Annotated in this window: 13 protein-coding genes; 6 read left to right on the plus strand and 7 right to left on the minus strand. The window is 73.9% G+C overall.

All coding sequences use genetic code 11. The annotated features are described in order from the left end of the window. Positions 1–27: 27 nt before the first annotated feature. Positions 28–318, plus strand: a complete 291-nt coding sequence (locus tag BCL76_RS00600) for a hypothetical protein (protein WP_109777277.1) — start codon at positions 28–30, stop codon at positions 316–318. Positions 319–889: 571 nt separating this feature from the next. Here BCL76_RS00600 and BCL76_RS00605 read toward each other — a convergent pair. Continuing rightward, the gene (locus BCL76_RS00605; RefSeq protein WP_109777278.1) at positions 890–1,255 is read right to left on the minus strand and encodes a hypothetical protein; all 366 of its coding nucleotides are present in this window, start codon (positions 1,253–1,255) and stop codon (positions 890–892) included. Between the two features lie 190 nt (positions 1,256–1,445). Between BCL76_RS00605 and BCL76_RS00610 the strand changes: the two genes are divergently transcribed. Further along, entirely contained in the window at positions 1,446–1,916 is a 471-nt protein-coding gene (locus BCL76_RS00610) for a universal stress protein (RefSeq protein ID WP_109777279.1), read from the plus strand. A gap of 213 nt (positions 1,917–2,129) precedes the next feature. Here the strand turns inward: BCL76_RS00610 and BCL76_RS00615 are convergent, their stop codons facing one another. After that, a complete protein-coding gene (locus BCL76_RS00615; RefSeq protein ID WP_109777280.1) occupies positions 2,130–2,777 on the minus strand; it encodes a TetR/AcrR family transcriptional regulator in 648 nt (215 codons plus the stop codon). A 138-nt stretch (positions 2,778–2,915) separates the two neighbouring features. Between BCL76_RS00615 and BCL76_RS00620 the strand changes: the two genes are divergently transcribed. Next, a complete protein-coding gene (locus tag BCL76_RS00620; protein ID WP_109778262.1) occupies positions 2,916–4,349 on the plus strand; it encodes an amidase in 1,434 nt (477 codons plus the stop codon). Between the two features lie 25 nt (positions 4,350–4,374). Here BCL76_RS00620 and BCL76_RS00625 read toward each other — a convergent pair whose 3' ends face one another. Together BCL76_RS00625 and BCL76_RS00630 are read right to left on the minus strand one after the other, a co-directional pair. Beyond that, positions 4,375–5,325, minus strand: a complete 951-nt coding sequence (locus BCL76_RS00625; protein WP_109777281.1) for a serine/threonine dehydratase — start codon at positions 5,323–5,325, stop codon at positions 4,375–4,377. A gap of 14 nt (positions 5,326–5,339) precedes the next feature. After that, positions 5,340–6,104: a TetR/AcrR family transcriptional regulator gene (locus BCL76_RS00630; protein ID WP_109777282.1), complete on the minus strand. Its 765-nt coding sequence runs from the start codon at positions 6,102–6,104 to the stop codon at positions 5,340–5,342. Positions 6,105–6,260: 156 nt separating this feature from the next. Here BCL76_RS00630 and BCL76_RS00635 point away from each other — a divergent pair, with 156 nt between their 5' ends. From BCL76_RS00635 to BCL76_RS00645, 3 genes are all read left to right on the plus strand, one after another. Beyond that, on the plus strand, positions 6,261–7,937 hold the full coding sequence (locus BCL76_RS00635; RefSeq protein WP_258309160.1) for an alpha-galactosidase: 1,677 nt from the start codon (positions 6,261–6,263) through the stop codon (positions 7,935–7,937). Positions 7,938–7,953: 16 nt separating this feature from the next. Beyond that, on the plus strand, positions 7,954–10,302 hold the full coding sequence (locus tag BCL76_RS00640; RefSeq protein ID WP_109777283.1) for an alpha-N-acetylglucosaminidase: 2,349 nt from the start codon (positions 7,954–7,956) through the stop codon (positions 10,300–10,302). 95 nt (positions 10,303–10,397) lie between these two features. After that, the gene (locus tag BCL76_RS00645) at positions 10,398–11,996 is read left to right on the plus strand and encodes a molybdopterin-dependent oxidoreductase (RefSeq protein WP_258309161.1); all 1,599 of its coding nucleotides are present in this window, start codon (positions 10,398–10,400) and stop codon (positions 11,994–11,996) included. A 73-nt stretch (positions 11,997–12,069) separates the two neighbouring features. On the opposite strand, the gene BCL76_RS00650 is transcribed toward BCL76_RS00645, so the two are convergent. From BCL76_RS00650 to BCL76_RS00660, 3 genes are all read right to left on the minus strand, one after another. Further along, entirely contained in the window at positions 12,070–13,335 is a 1,266-nt protein-coding gene (locus BCL76_RS00650) for a cytochrome P450 family protein (protein WP_258309162.1), read from the minus strand. 84 nt (positions 13,336–13,419) lie between these two features. Next, the gene (locus tag BCL76_RS00655; protein ID WP_258309163.1) at positions 13,420–14,682 is read right to left on the minus strand and encodes a putative Ig domain-containing protein; all 1,263 of its coding nucleotides are present in this window, start codon (positions 14,680–14,682) and stop codon (positions 13,420–13,422) included. A gap of 88 nt (positions 14,683–14,770) precedes the next feature. Continuing rightward, positions 14,771–15,664, minus strand: a complete 894-nt coding sequence (locus tag BCL76_RS00660) for a LysR family transcriptional regulator (protein ID WP_109777284.1) — start codon at positions 15,662–15,664, stop codon at positions 14,771–14,773. Positions 15,665–15,738 lie beyond the last annotated feature (74 nt).

The raw sequence follows: 15,738 nt of genomic DNA on the forward strand, positions 1-15,738 counted from the left end.
CCTACCACGTCTGCTTACGCTGTCCCCATGACCGACAGCACCCCTTCCGATCAGCAGGTGCCCGATGACCTGCGCATCTTGACCGTCGAGTACCTGAGCGCGGTCCGGGCGCGCCTCGCCGACATCGACGCCCCCGTGGTGCGGGAACGAGCCGCGCGGCTGTTCACCGATCAGCTGCTGCCCGATGTGGCGAAGGCGGTCAAGGACATACGTACCGCCGCTGTCGGCGAGCTGCGTCAGGGGCGCACGCTGCGGGAGGTGTCGGTACTGATCGGGCTGTCCGTTCCCCGGGTCGACCAACTGCTCAAGGGGAAGTGAGAAGTTGTCGTCCCGCTGCGGGACAGGCCGTTCAGCCCGCGTCCACCTCGGGCGCGCAGCGCCTGCCGAGGTAGCAGCAGGGGGCGCCGTCGGGCCGCACGCCCACGGTCGACGACCGGGGGCCGCGCGGGTGGCGCGGGTGGCGGGCGGCATGTGGACCCCGCCGAGGTCGCGCAGGAGCTCGCGCATCAGGTCGGCGTAGAGAAGAGGGGCGGCGCCGGGGACCGCACGCGGGTAGCCGTACTGGCCGATCGAGGCTCCGTCGTGGCCGTAGCCCGGGACCTCGTGCCAGTCGTAGAGCGACCGGCCCAGCCCCCAACCGTGCGCGTTCAGCTGCCACTTGTCGGGTACCTCGACCGCCCACCGCCGCATCTCGGCCGGCCGGAGCACGTCCGCGGCGCCGGCCAGGACGCGTCCGTACGGCCCCGCCGACCGGGGCGGCATGTCCCCGGCCGGCGCCTCCCCGCTCCGTTCGGTCGCGGCCCGGGTCGGTTGCAGCGACATGCGCGCGCTGCGCCGGGCGGTGCGCCGCTGGGAGGGCCGGGCGCCCGGCATCGGCATCCGATCCCGTCTACTTCATCGGGTACCGGGTCTTCTCCGTGAGCTTGCCGTCCTTGAAGCAGAAGCGGAGCACGGTCTCTTGGCCGTTCTCGGCCTCGCCGCTGGACAGGTACCAGGAGCAGGTGCTGCCCTCGGGCTCGACCGGTCCGCCCTCCTTGAGGGCGCTCTTGACGAAGCTGTCCCCGGACGGGAGCTTGCCGCGGACCTCGCCCTCCGCGTCCCCGGTCTTCACGGCCTCGTAGACCGCGGGATCGACCAGGGTCTTGTCGGCCATGTCGAGGATCTTCCCCATGCCGAAGACCACAGCTATGAGGAGGCCCACGCCGAGCACCAGCGCCACCGCGCACCCGATCAGACAACCCTTGCGCTGAGCCACGCCCGTTCCTCCATGTCGTTCGTGTCCGGCGGCGATCGCCTGGACACTCACACCCTCGCAAGGGGCCGGGGGCGCGGGCTGTCCTCGAAAGTCGTCGGCCGGCACGACGATCGTCGTTCGAGGTCGGACGTGGTGCGCCGTGTATACAGGGAGGAGATCGACTATTCCGGCGAAGCGAGAGGATCCCACCGTGAGTGAGCAGACCATCGAGCCGCTGATCGTCGTAGGGGTGGACGGGTCGAACCATTCGAAGGAGGCGCTGCGCTGGGCGGTGGCGCAGGCCGCGATGACGGGCGGCCGGGTGCACGCCGTCATGGCCTGGGAGTGGAACCGCAACCCGTTCACCATCGGCCCGACGGCCGCCGAGACCGCCGACGCGGAGGCGGTGACGGCCGAGGAGGCCGCCCGCCGGAAGTTGGCGGACACGGTCGCCGCCGCCGTCGGCACCTCGCCCGGGGTGCCGGTGTTCCGGCGCGTCGAGCAGGGGTCCCCGGCGCAGGTCCTGGTCGACGCGTCGAAGGAGGCGGACCTGATGGTGGTCGGGACCCGCGGGTACGGGGGCTTCAAGGGCGCATTGCTCGGCTCGGTGAGCCAGCAGGTCGTGCAGTACTCGGCCGGCACGGTCGTCCTCGTGCGCGAGGGCGAGGACGAGAACGACTGACGCGTCTCGTCGGGGCGTCGTCCCCGCGATGCGATGACGGCGTGCTCGACGAAGCGGGCGGGCACGCGTCGCGCCTGCGCGAGCAGGGGGTCGAGGAAGATCGTGTCCTCGGTGAGGACCAGTTGGACCGGAGCCGCGCAACGCACCGGCAACGCGTCCGCTCCGCGTCATGAGCGCTGCCGCGCCGCCTCGCTGCCGGGTGGTTGGGCCCGGTCAGTCACGGATCCTCCGCGTTGTGGGCGTCCCGGCCGAGCCCGCGCTCCGCTCCCAGAGAGCGGCGAGGTGGGCGTGGAGGACGTCGTACGCGTCCCTCGGGGTGAGGTGGCCGATGAGGACGTGCGTGGTGAGGCCGTCCGCGAGGGCGAGGAGGGTGCGGGCCTCGCACGACGCGTCGAGGCGCCCGGCACCGTCCGCGGCGGCGTCGTTGCCGGCTTCCGCGACCAGGCCCGTGAACGCCTCCTGCAGGAGCGCGTAGTTCGCCTTGAGCGTCCCGGCGAGCACCTCGCTCACGGCCGCCTGGGCGACGAACGCGAGCCAGACCCTGGCCTCGGCGCGATGCTCCTCCCGGAGCAGCGAGATCTCGGTGACCGCGTGCCCCAGGGCGGTGCCGGCCGACTGGGCCGGGCTTCTGACGAGGCGGGCCTGTACCCGCTCCATGATCTGCTCGCCGATGTGCCCGAGCGCGAACACGAGCATCTCCTCCTTGGTGCGGAAGCACCGCTGAACGGCGCCCATCGACACCTGCGCGCGGGCCGCGACGTCGCGCAGGGTCACCCCCTCCAGCCCTCGCTCGTCGGCGAGATGACAGACGGCCTCCGCGATGAGGCGTCGTCGGCCCACGTGATCCACCTGCTTGGGCATGCCCGGCTCCTCCCGGTCCACAGCACTTCACCACTCCCGCGCGTGCGGCGATTTTATGCGATGCGCACGCATCGGTTCCATGGGTACAGTTCGGTTCCGATGCAAGCGCATCGGAACATGGAACGGGAGGTCAGCGTCATGCCGGACGACCTGTGGAGGATGTCGGCCGCCGCGCAGGCGGAAGCGGTGCGCGGCGGAGAGGTCTCGGCCGTCGAACTGGTCGACAGCCACCTGGATCGGATCGCCACGGTCAACCCGAGGGTGAACGCGATCACGCAACTCCTCGCGGAGCGCGCGCTCGAGGCCGCGGCGCGGCTGGACCGGCGGCGGGCGGCCGGTGACGTGCTGGGACCACTCGCGGGCGTGCCCTTCACGGTGAAGGAGAGCACCCCGATCGAAGGCGTGCCGACCGCCTTCGGCACGGCGCGCTTCCGCGACCTGGTGGCGACCGCCGACGCGCCCCCGGTGGCACGACTACGCGCGGCGGGAGCCATCCCCGTCGGGCACAGCAACATCCCCACGCTGATCCTGGCCGGGATGCACACGCGCAGCGAGCTGTACGGAGACACGGTCAACCCGTGGGACAGCGGCCGGACCCCGGGCGGCTCCAGCGGCGGCGACGCGGTGGCCGTCGCCACCGGCATGGCGGCGCTCGGGCTCGGCAACGACTCGGGTGGGTCGGTACGCATCCCGGCCCAGTTCTGCGGGGTGGCCGCGCTGAAGCCCTCCACGGGCCGGTTCCCCGCCGACCACCGCGCCCTGGGCCCGGACGACCCCGGACCGGCGTCCCAGATGCTGGTCACGGACGGCCCGTTGGCCCGGAGCGTGGGTGATCTGCGGCTCGCCTACGAAGTGTTGGCCGGGACCGATCCCCGTGATCCGCGCGCCGTGCCGGTGCCGACGTACGGCGAACCGCTCCCCGGACGCGTGAAGGTCGCGGTCGTGGCGGATCCCGGCGGGCACGGCGTCCACCCCACGGTGCTGGGAGCCGTCACGAGCGCCGCCGACGCGCTCCGCGACGCCGGGTACGACGTGCGCGAGGTGGGGGACGTGCCGCGGCTGGACGAGGCGCTCGACGCGTACGGCCGGATCACCGTGACCGAGTTCGCCCCGAGCTGGCCGAGCGTGCGCGAGCTGCTCGGCAGGGGCGGGGACCGCTACATCGAGATGATGATGGAGCGGACCCCGCCCGCGAGCGCGGCGGAGTTCATGAAGCTGATGGGTACCTGGATGAGCATCCGTCGCTCGTGGGCCGAATTCCTCGACGGGTACCCGCTGTTGCTCGGCCCGGTCTTCACCGAGCCGCCGGTCGAGCCGGGGTTGGAGTCGCGCGACAGGGCGGGCCGGGACCGGGTCGGGTCCGCGATGCGGCTGTGCACCGTGACCAGCTTCGTGGGCGTACCCGGTGTGGCCGTACCGACGGGGACGGCGGGTGGGCTCCCCTGCGGGGTGCAGATCGTCGGGCGCGCCTTCCGGGAGGACCTGTGCCTGGCCGCGGCCCGGGCCGTCGAGGAGCGGCTCGGAGTCCTCACCCCGGTCGACCCGCGTGCGGGAGGCGGCCGGGCACACTGAGCCCCGGCGCAGGCCCGCATGCGGCTCAGCTACCGGGGGTCACCAGGTCCCGGGGGTCCGTGTTGGCCCCGCAGAGGATGACGGCGACCCGCTCGCCCAGCGGCTGCGGCACGGTGCGCAGGGCCGCAGCCGCGGTGGCCGCGCCCGCCTCGACCACGATCCGGTGCTCCTCCCACAGCGCCCGCCGGGCGGCCGCGATGTCCGCGTCCGGGACGAGGACCGAGGTCACGTTCGCCTGCTGCGCGGCGGCCAAGGCGTCCGCCGAGACCCGGGTGGCCCCCAGGGAGTCGGCGGCGACCGATTCCACCGTTACGTCCACGACCCGGCCGGCCGCCAGGGCCGCGTTCAGGGCCCGGCAGTTCTCCGGCTCGACCGCGACCACCCGTACACCGTGCTCGCGCGCGGCCGTGGCGACCCCGGCGAACAGCCCGCCGCCGCCGACCGCGACGACCACCGTGTCCAGCCCGGGCAGGGCCGCCCGGATCTCCTCCAGCAGGGTTCCGGCGCCCGCCGCGATGAGCGGATGGTCGTAGGCGTGGCTGCTGAGCGCCCCGCTCTCGGCGGCGAACTCCTCGCAGGCGGCGAGCGCCTGGGCGTACCGGTCGCCGACGAGCCGCACCTCGGCCCCGTACCCGCGCAGCCGTTCCACCTTCACCCGCGGGGCGTTGGCGGGCAGGAACACGGTCGCGGGCACGGACAGCGCGCGGGCCGCCCAGGCGCAGGCGAGTCCGGCGTTGCCGCCGGAGGCGATGGTGACCCCGGCGGCCGGGAGGGCGCCGGCCTCGTGGTGGGCGGCGAGGAAGTTGCGGGCGCCGCGCGCCTTGAAGGAGCCGGTGTGCTGGAGGTACTCCAGCGCGTACCAGACCCCCGCTTCGGCCGCGGGCGCCACCGTGACGGGGCGGATCCCGCCCGCGATCCGGTCGGCGGCGGCCAGGACGGCGGCGTGGTCGAGCTGCTGGGCCGGTGCTGCGGGCATGGGCTGTCTCCCCATCAGGTGCGGGTGGTGGACCGGGTGTCCCCGGCGGGTGGGGTGGCCTGACCCGGCGCGGCGACCTGGCCCGGGGCGGCGACCCCGGCGGGTGCGGCGACCCCGGCGGGTGCGGCGACCCCGGCGGGTGCGGCGGGCCGGGCGGCTTCGATCAGCTGGCGCAGGGCCCCGTAGTAGACCTCGTGGTCCGTCAGGGCGGGCAGTACGTCGGGCAGTCCGCCGGAGAGCACGGGGAACTCCTCGGGGTCCAGCGCTGCCAGGGCCGCCCGCGAGGCGGCGGTGGCCGCGGCCGGGTCCCGGTGGTCGACGAAGGCCGCGCTGCCCAGGGTGAGCAGGTACATGCGGCGGTACGCGGTCATCGCCTCGGCGGGGGTCATCCCCGCGGCCACGCTGTCGGCGAGCGAGGGCTCCACGAGCCGGGCTAGCAGCTGACGCCCGAGCCAGGGCCGACCGCCGCGCAGCACCAACAGTCCCGGGTGGGCGGTGAGGAGTTGGTACAGCGCCCGGAACCGCGCTTCGGCGGCCTGTGCCCAGTCCGTGCCCGCGGGGATCTCCGGGAGCTGCCCGGCGAGGTGCTCGGTGCACAGGTCGAGCAGGCCGGCGAGATCGGCGCAGCGTCGTTGGACGGTGGCGTGCGAGACCTCCAACCGGTCGGCGAGGGTGCGGAAGCTCAAGTGGCCGGGCCCTTGCTCGTCGAGGATGCGCAGGGCGGCGACGGCGATGGCCTCGGGGGTCGCACGGTCCAGGGCGGCTGATCTTCGCGGCATGAGATACACCGTAACATACGACGTATCTGCACTTTCGTGTGACATCGATTGCAGCCATATTGCTGGTCATCGGCCGACAATCAGCGACTTGTGTTGACAGTGGGTAATCGTCTCGCTGCACTGGGCGCACGACTGCCCCCACGTCAAGGAGACTCCGTGCCGCCTCGCCTGCGTGCGACGCTCCCGTGCCTGACCGCGGCCGCCCTGTTCGCCGTCGCGCTCTCCCCCGCCCCGGTGGCGGCCGAGCCCCGGGCGACCTCGGACACCCCGCTCGCGCTCACCCCTCCCATGGGGTGGAACAACTGGGCGCACTACATGTGCGACATCGACGAGGCCAAGGTGGTGGCCAACGCCGACGCGCTCGTGTCCACCGGGCTCGCCGCCAAGGGCTACGACACGGTGACCGTCGACGACTGCTGGATGACCAAGAGCCGGGACGCACGGGGCAGTCTGGTCGTCGACACGGCGAAGTTCCCGCACGGCATGGCCTGGCTCGGCGAGTATCTGCACGCCAAGGGACTGAAGTTCGGCATCTACCAGGACGCGGGCTCCCTCACCTGCGAGAAGTACCCGGGCAGTGGCGCCCCCCAGGGCGGCGGCCCGGACCACTACGCGCAGGACGCCCGGCAGTTCGCCTCCTGGAAGGTGGACTACGTCAAGATGGACGGCTGCAACCTCTGGGTCCCGGAGGGCGCGACCAAGCAGGAGGCCTACCGCGACGCCTACAACGCCGTCGCGAAGGGCCTGCGGGACAGCGGCCGGGACATGGTCCTGTCGGCCTCCGCGCCCGCCTACTTCCAGCAGGGCGAGTGGGGCGGCTCCGACTGGCACAAGGTCCTCGACTGGGTCGGCGAGACCGGCCAGCTGTGGCGCGAGGGCAAGGACATCAAGGTCTACAACCCGGCCGCACCGGCCACCTCACGGTGGAGCGCGGTCATGGGCAACTACGGTTACAACCGCTGGCTCGGCCGGTACGCGGGCCCCGGCAACTGGAACGACCCCGACTTCCTGATCGCGGGCGCCCCCGGGCTCACGGCCGCCGAGAGCCGCAGCCAGGTCGCCCTGTGGGCCATGATGGCCTCCCCCTTCATCCTCTCGTCCGACGTCTCGAAGCTGACCCCGGCGGGTCTGACGGCCCTCGGCAACACCCGGATGATCGACCTGGACCAAGACCCGATGGGCCGTCAGGGCTCCGTGGTCTCCTCCAACGCCACCTTCGAGATCCTGGTGCGGCCGCTCGCGAACGGCGACCGCGCGGTCGCCGTGCTCAACCGCTCCGCCACCACCCGGGACATCGCCGTGCCGCTCGACGAGATCGGTCTGACCGACTGCACCGCCGGCGCCCAGGACCTGTGGAGCGGCACGAGCCGCGAGATCTCCCAGACGCTCACCGGGAAGGTGGCCGGCCACGACACCGGGGTCTGGCGGCTCAGCCCGCGCGGCTGCGCCGAGGCCGTACCGACCGGGCAGATCGTCGGTGACGGTGCCCGGTGCGCCGACGGCGCCAACACCACCGGTGTCGGCGCCGTGGTGATGGCCGCCTGCACCGGAGCTCCCGACCAGCGCTGGATCGTGGGCAAGGACGCGCGCCTGCAGCTGGCCGGCGAGTGCCTGTCGGCGGGAGTGGACCGCGTCGTGGAACTGGCCGACTGCGCGACCCGCCCCGAGGAGCAGCCCGGTCAGACCTGGTCGCAGCGCCGCGACGGAGCCCTCGTGGAGGAGGTCAGCGGAATGTGCCTGACGGCTCCGGCGGCCGCCACCCCCGCCGAGCGGCTGCGGCTGACCGACTGCGGCGACCACCGGGTCGACCAGGCCTGGGCCCTGCCGGTCTGACGGCCCGGGCGAACGGATGAGGAACCCGACGCATCGCAGCGGGCGCAGGCCGAGGACCCGGCGCCCGCTCACCCTGGCCGCCCTTCCCGCGGCGCTGCTGGCCCTGCTCTGCGCGGGGCCCGCGCCCGGGGCCACCGCCCCGGGCGCGGGGTCGCCCGCACGGGCCGACGTCGCGAGGGACGCGGACGCGCGCCCGGGGGTCCACCCGGCCGGGCACCCGGGGGCCGTCCGGAGCCCGGGCCGCGCCCGCGCCCGGACCTTCGACGTGGCGCCCGCACGGGCCGCCCTGCAACGGCTGCTTCCGCGCCACTGGGGGCAGTTCACCCTGGTACCCGACACAACCGCCGACGCCGATACCTTCACCGTGTCCGGCACCACCGGCGCGATCACCGTCCGGGGCAGCACCGGAGCCACCCTGCTCGCCGGGGTCGGCTGGTACCTCCAGCACGTCGCCGGGGTCGACATCGGCTGGCCCGGCGACAGCATCGGCATGCTGCCCGGCCGGCTCCCGGCCGTCCCCGCCCCGGTCACCCGCGGCGCGCAGGTGCCCCACCGGTACGCGCTGAACGACACCGACGACGGGTACTCCGGCCCGTACCGCTCCTTCGAGGAGCACCGGCGGCAGATCGACCTGATGGCCCTGCACGGCATCAACGAGGTGTTCGTGCAGGTCGGCGCCGAGTACCCGTACCACCGGGCGCTCCAGGGGTTCGGCTACTCCGCCGAGGAGCTGCGGCGGTGGATCCCCGGCCCCGGCCACCAGAGCTGGTGGCTGTTGCAGAACCTGAGCGACTTCGGCGGCCCGGTCACCGAGCGGCTGATGCGCGAGCGCGCCGAGCTGGGCGGGCGGATCGCCGAACAGCTCCGCGGGCTCGGCATGACCCCGGTACTGCCGGGCTACTTCGGCACCGTGCCGCCCGGCTTCGCCGCGCGCAACCCGGGTGCGGTCACGGTGGCGCAGGGCGACTGGGCGGGCTTCGACCGCCCGGACTGGCTGGATCCCGCCTCGCCCGTGTTCGGGAGGCTGGCCGCCGCGTACTACGCCGAGCAGCGCGCGGTGTTCGGGGACAGCGCGATGTACCGGATGAGCCCGCTGCACGAGGGCGGCCGGACCGGCTCCGTCGACGTGGGCGCCGCCGCGCGCGCCATCCAGGGCGCGCTGCACGCCGCGCACCCGGGGGCGCTGTGGGCGGTGCTGGGCTGGCAGGACGACCCCACCGCGGAGCTGTTGGCCGGGGTGGACACCTCGAAGCTGCTGATCCTGGACGGGCTCTCCGACCGGTACAACCGGCTTGACCGGGAGTCCCGTTGGGGCGGGGCCCCGTACGCGATGGGCACCATCTACAACTTCGGCGGGCACACCACGGTCGGCGCGAACAGCTCCGTGTGGATCGAACGGTTCGGGCCCTGGCGGGACAAGGCGAACAGCGCGCTCGCCGGGATCGCCTACCTGCCGGAAGCCACCGGGACCAACCCGGCCGCCTTCGACCTCTTCACCGATCTGGCCTGGGAGCGCGGGCCGATCGACCAGCGCGCGTGGTTCGCCGACTTCGCGGCCCGCCGCTACGGCCGCCCGGACGCCGAGGCCGCCGCGGCCTGGGAGGAGCTCCGCAAGGGGCCGTACAGCACCTCCTCCGGCCTGTGGTCGGAGTCGCAGGACAGCCTGTTCACCGCCCGCCCGAGCCTGACCGCGGCGGGGGCGGCGTACTGGAGCCCCCGGTCCATGCGCTACCCGGCCGGTTCGGTGCGCAGGGCCCTGGACCACCTGTTGAAGGTGGATCCGGCATTGCGCGGCTCCAGCGCCTACCGCTTCGACCTGGTGGACACCGCCCGGCAGGCCCTCGCCAACCACTCGCGGGTGCTGCTGCCGAAGATCAAGGCGGCCTACGAGGCCGAGGACCTGACCCGCTTCCGCGCGCTGACGGCCGAGTGGCAGGAAGGGATGCGGATGTTGGACGCGGTCACCGGCTCCGACCCGGCCTTCCTCCTCGGCACCTGGCTCTCCGGGGCCCGCTCCTGGGGCGCGGACCGGGCCGAGCAGGACCGGTACGAGTACGACGCGCGCTCGCTGCTGAGCGTGTGGGGCCGCCGCGACACCAGCGAGGGCGGTTTCCTGCACGACTACGCGAACCGCGAGTGGAGCGGCCTGATCTCGGAGTTGTACGCGCCCCGGTGGGCGGCCTACTTCGCGTCGCTGGAGGAGGCACTGGTGCGCAGCGCCGCGCCGCGGGAGATCGACTGGCACGCCTTCGAGGCGGAGTGGGCCGGGCGCACCACCCGGCACCCGAACCGCCCGAACGGTGATCCGTACCGGTCGGCCGCGCAGATCGCCGCCACCCTGCCGCCGGCCGCCACCACCGGCTGACCCGTCGCACGGCCGGCCCGTCGTCCGGGCCGGCCGTCCGGGCGGCGACGGCACGGCGGCGACACGAAGCCGCCCGGGCGCGGGACACTGGCCGTGTGGAGGCACACCCGAGCCGTGGCGCGCGGCCGCGGCGCACGACAGGCGTCGTCAGCGGGATCGTCGCGGCCGTCGCCGGGCTGGCGTGCGCACAGCTGGCCGCGGCGGCCGGCCGGCCCGAGGCCTCCCCGGTCACGGCCGTCGGCGGGGCCGTGGTCGACCTGACACCGGTGGCCGTCCGGGAGTGGGCCATCCGGCTGTTCGGCACCTCCGACAAGCTGGTGCTGGGTCTCGGCATCCTCGTCGTCCTGGCCGCGGTCGCCGTCGGCACCGGGCTGCTCGCCGTACGTCACCTCCCGGCGGCGCTCGCCGTCACGGGCGGGTTCGGGCTGGTGGGGGCGCTGGCGGCGCTCAGCCGGCCGGAGGCCTCCTGGCGCGACGCACTGCCCTCGCTGGTGGGCGCACTGGTCTCGGCCGGGGTGTTGTACCTGCTGGTCACGGCCGGGAGACGGACCCGCCCGGCCGGGGCCGCGCGGGACGGGACCGACGGGGCCGGCTCGATGGACCGCCGCCGCTTCGGCCGCCTGGTGGTCGCCGTCCTGGCGGCATCGGCCGGGGTCGGACTCGGAGCACAGCGCCTCGGTGCCCACGGTTCGGCCGACGCCACCGCCTCCCGGGCCCGCTTCCGCCTCCCCCGCCCCACCGTGCCCGCGCCACCGGTGCCGGCCGGCGCGGATCTGCGGGTGCCCGGGCTGGGCCCGTTCCTCACCCCGGACCAGGACTTCTACCGGGTGGACACCGCGCTGGTCGTCCCGCGCGTGGACGCCGAGACCTGGCGGCTGCGCATCCACGGGGAGGGGGTGACGCGGCCGCTGGAGCTGGACCTGCGTCAGCTCCTCGCCCGGCCGGTGGTCGAGCACGACATCACCCTCACGTGCGTGTCCAACGAGGTCGGCGGCCCGTACGCGGGCAACGCCCGCTGGCTCGGCGTACGCCTCGGGGACCTGCTCCGCGAGGCGGGGGTGCGGCCGCCGTCCCAGGGCGGGCCCGCCGACCAGCTGGTGGCGCGGTCGGTGGACGGCATGACCATCGGGACGCCGGTCGAGGCCGTCATGGACGGCCGGGCGGCCCTGCTGGCCGTGGGGATGAACGGCCGACCGCTGCCCTTCGCCCACGGCTTCCCCGTCCGGATGGTCGTACCGGGCCTGTACGGATACGTCTCCGCCTGCAAATGGCTCGCCGAGCTGCGACTGACCACCTTCGCCGCCTACGACGCCTACTGGGTGCGCCGATCCTGGGCGCAGCAGGCCCAGGTCAAGACGCAGGCCCGCATCGACACCCCCCGCTCGTACGCCGACCTGTCCCCGGGCCCGGTGGCGGTCGCCGGGGTGGCGTGGGCCCAGCACCGTGGGATCGATCGGGTCCAGGTACGGGTGGACGGCGGCTCCTGGCAGGAGGCGCGGCTCGGGACGGCGGACGGTGCGGACACCTGGCGCCAGTGGGTCTGGCCCTGGCAGGCCACCGCCGGGCGGCACACCTTGGAGGTCCGCGCGACGGACGGCACGGGCGCCGTCCAGACGGGTGTCCGCACCGGCACCGTGCCCGACGGCGCGACCGGATGGCACGCGGTGGACGTGGACGTCCGGGCCCTGGGCTGAGCCGTGGCCCGTGCGCCGAGGGGCTCGCCGGACCCGACGTCCGGCGAGTCGGCGAGCCCGTCGGGTCGATGTCCTAGCGGGGTGACAGGCGGACCGGCAGTGACCGGACGTTGTTGCTGATGAAGCTGTTCTGGTAGGGGAGTTCGGCGTCCGGGACGGCGAGGTCGAGGTCGGGGAAGCGGGTGAAGAGCCGCTCCAGTGCGATCGTGGCCTCCAGTCGGGCGAGCGGGGCCCCGGTGCAGTAGTGGGCTCCGTGACCGAAGGCGAGGCTGCGGGCGGCGGTGGGGCGGGTGAGGTCGAAGCGGTCGGCGTCCGGGCCGTGGAAGGTCTCGTCGCGGCCCGCCGCGCTGTACCCGGCGAGCACCGGGGTGCCCTGCGGGATCACGGTCCCGCCGACGGTCAGGTCGCGGGTGGGGTAGCGGAAGGGGAACCAGCTGACCGGGGTGTCCCAGCGCAGGGTCTCGTCCACCACGTCCGACCAGGTGGCCTTGCCCTCCAGGACCAGGGCGAGCTGGTCGCGGTGGGCGCACAGGGCGCGGACCGCGTTGACGACGAGGTTGAGGGTGGTCTCGTGGCCCGCGACGAGCATCAGCCGCATGGTGCCGATCAGTTCGACCTCGGTGAGCCGGTCACCGTCGTCCTCGCGGGCGGCTATCAGCGCACTGGTGAGGTCCTCGCCGGGGTCCGCGGCGCGGGCGGCCGCGATCGTAGCGGTCAGGGCCATGAGTTCCCGCAGGGCGGCCATCTTCTCGGCCGGGGTGAGGTCGGTGGCGATGACGACCTGGTTGGTCAGGTGGTGCAGCCGGCCCCGGTGCTCGGGGTCCACACCGAGCAGTTCGCAGATGACGTTCATCGGCAGCGGGAGGGCGAAGTGCTCGTACAGGTCGGCGGTCCCGTCCGGGGACCCGGCCGCCGCCCGACCGAGGTCGTCGAGGAGTTCTGCGGTGAGCTCCTCGACGCGCGGCCGCAACCGTTCCACCTGACGGATCGTGAACGCCTTGCCGACGAGCCCGCGCAGGCGGCGGTGGTCGGCGTCGTCCGCGGTGTGCATGCCTTGGGCGTCGGCGAAGACGCGCAGCGGCCAGTCGGCGGGGATGGTGCCGTCGCGCAGTGCGGGGAAGTGCCGGGCGCTCTTGGCCACTTCGGGGTGGGCCAGGAACTCCTTCAGCGCTTCGTGCCCCAGGACGACCGCCCCGGGAACCCCGCCGGGGAGCACGACCTCCGCCACCGCGCCGTGCTCGGCGCGCAGCCGGGCGTTGAGGGCGTGCGGGCAGCCGCCGGCGGGGTCGATCACGTGCGGGGCCGGGCCCTGCGGGACGGGTGAGCTGTGGGACGACAAGCCGGTTCTCCTGACCTGATGGACGGAACTCGGTCAACAGTGCGGCCTCGTGGGCCGGTTGGACAAGTCCGCGCCCGTCCCGCCTCAGAACCAGTTGAGCGTGAGGGTGAAAGTGGTGCCCGCGGTGGCTCCGGTGGCATCGCTCGCGGTGGCGGTGACCTGGAAGGCGCCGCTGCCCCAGGGCTTGCCGGTGATCCGCCCGGAGGCGCTGTCGAGGGTCAGCCCCCAAGGGAGGCCGGTGACGGCGTAGCGGACGGGGGGCTTCGCCCCGGTGGTGGCGAGCTGGACGGTGCAGGGCTGGTTGAACCTGCACGTCTGCGGGCCGGGGTCGGTGAACTTCAGCCCGCCGGGCGTGGGCGTCGGGGTGGGAGTGGGCGTCGGGGTCGGTGTGGGCGTCGGGGTCGGGGTGCCGCCGCAGCCCGGGGTGGCCTCCGGTGGCAGGGGGACCCGCCAGATCTGGGTGTCGTTCTCCGACCCCACGAGCAGGTTCGCGCAGTCGGCGTAGGTCACCGTCTCGCCCTGCGACTGGGCCGGGAGGGCCACGTCCGCGAGCTTGGCCCCGGCCGTGTCGTACACGGAGGCGGTGTTGGCGCCCAGCGGGCCGCCACTGCGCAGGGTGTACGAGGCACCCGTCGGCGAGAAGGCTCCGTCGGTGGCGAACACGGGCCCGGGCCGGACCTCGGCGAGGGTGTTGACCTGCCCGGTCACCGGCGGGAGCGGGGCCTGGTACAGCTTCCCGGCGGCCCCGATGAGCTTGCTGGCGACGTAGAGGCGGCCGGTCACGGGATCCGCGAGCAGGGACTCGGCGTCGTGCCTGCCGTCGGCGTAGGCGAAGCGGTACGTCACGGGCGTGACCGTGGCGTTCGTGAGCTGGTCGGGTTCGGCGAACCGGTGCACGGTGATCTCCGCGCGCCCGCTGAAGTTGTCCCCGATGTCGCCGACGAGGAGGGCCGGGCCGCCGCCCGCGTCCGTGCCGAGCGCGAGCGCCTCCCAGTCGGTGTTGCCGACGCCGGCGACGGTGAAGGTGGCCAGCAGTCGGCCGGTGGCGGTGTTGCAGTCGACGGCGAAGACCTGGTTGGAGTTGCCGCTGTCGTTGACGGCGTAGAAGACCCCGGGATGCCTACGGCTCATGGCGAGGCCGCTGAGTTCGGCGAGACCGCCGGGGAGGGTGCACTTCTTCTCCGGCGCGAGGGCCGCGGCAGCGGCCGACGGGGCGGCGGAAAGGGCCGAAACGGTGTCGGGGGTGGAGGCGGTCGCGGTGGCCACCAAGACGGACGCGGCCAGGGTCGTGGCGAGGCCCGCGGTGGCGAGGGCGGCGGCCCGTGGGAGTGTCAGGAGTCGGGACATGCGCTCAATGTGAGGGGACATCGGTCGGCCGGCCAGACCTGATCCCGCCCCGTTCGAGCATCGTTCAATGCCGCGCGGGCATGTCCGGTCAGCGCACCGGTTCCCGGACCGGCGCCTTGTGTCCGGCCTGCGCGATGAACGCGCGGGCCGCCCGGCCGAGCGGCCGCCGGGCGTGGGCGATGCCCACCGGGCGCAGCAGCGGAGGTGTGAAGGACCGGGTCTCGGCCCGGCTCCCGAAAGCTCTCGACACCACGTCCCGGTACCAGATGAGGGAGCCCCGCCCGTCCGTCACACCCGTCACCCAGGCGAGGCGTTCGTCGACTTCCAGGGTGGGGAGCGGCCGCACGCCCAGGCAGCTGAACATGGCCTCCATCTCGGTGCGCCGGCCGGTCCCCGGCGTGGGCAGCACCATCGGCAGTCCGTCGAGCATGCGCAGGGGCATCGGGTGGGGCAGCCGGGAGCCCGGCGGCGATATCAGCACCACCTCCCGTTCCTGGATGAAGTGGGTGGAGAGCTCCTTGTCGACCGGCAGGTCGACCAGGGCCAGTTCCGAACGCCCTTGGGTCACCTCCTCGACCAGCGCCTCCCTGCTGCCGTGCTGCTGGAGCCGGACGTCGACGGTGGGGTGCCGTGCGGTGAAGGCCGCGATCAGGTCGGCTGCCAGGTCCAGGGCGAGGGTGGGCGTGGTGACCAGGGTCAGGACCGCTCGGGCGTCGCCGCCGTGCGGGGTCCCGATGTCGTCGATGGCCTCCACCGCGTTGAGTACGGTCCGGGCCAGCCGGACGACCCGGGCCCCCTCCGGCGTGAGGTCCACCCCCCTTCCCCGGCGGGCCAGGAGCTCGACCCCGAGATCGCGCTCCATGGCCTGCACGGCCCGGGAGAGCGCGGACTGGGCGACGAAGACCGAGGCGGCGGCCCCGGTGATGGACCGGCAGTCGGCGACGGCGACGAGGTAGCGGAGCTGCGCCAGGGTGGGGGTCATGACCGGACGGTAACCGCGTGAAGCTGTACCTGTAAGGGCCCGTCGGGTGAACAACTGCCCGCTTCCGACGTGCT

Origin of the sequence: Streptomyces sp. CG 926, from assembly GCF_003148825.1 — a bacterium.
Taxonomy (GTDB): domain Bacteria; phylum Actinomycetota; class Actinomycetes; order Streptomycetales; family Streptomycetaceae; genus Streptomyces.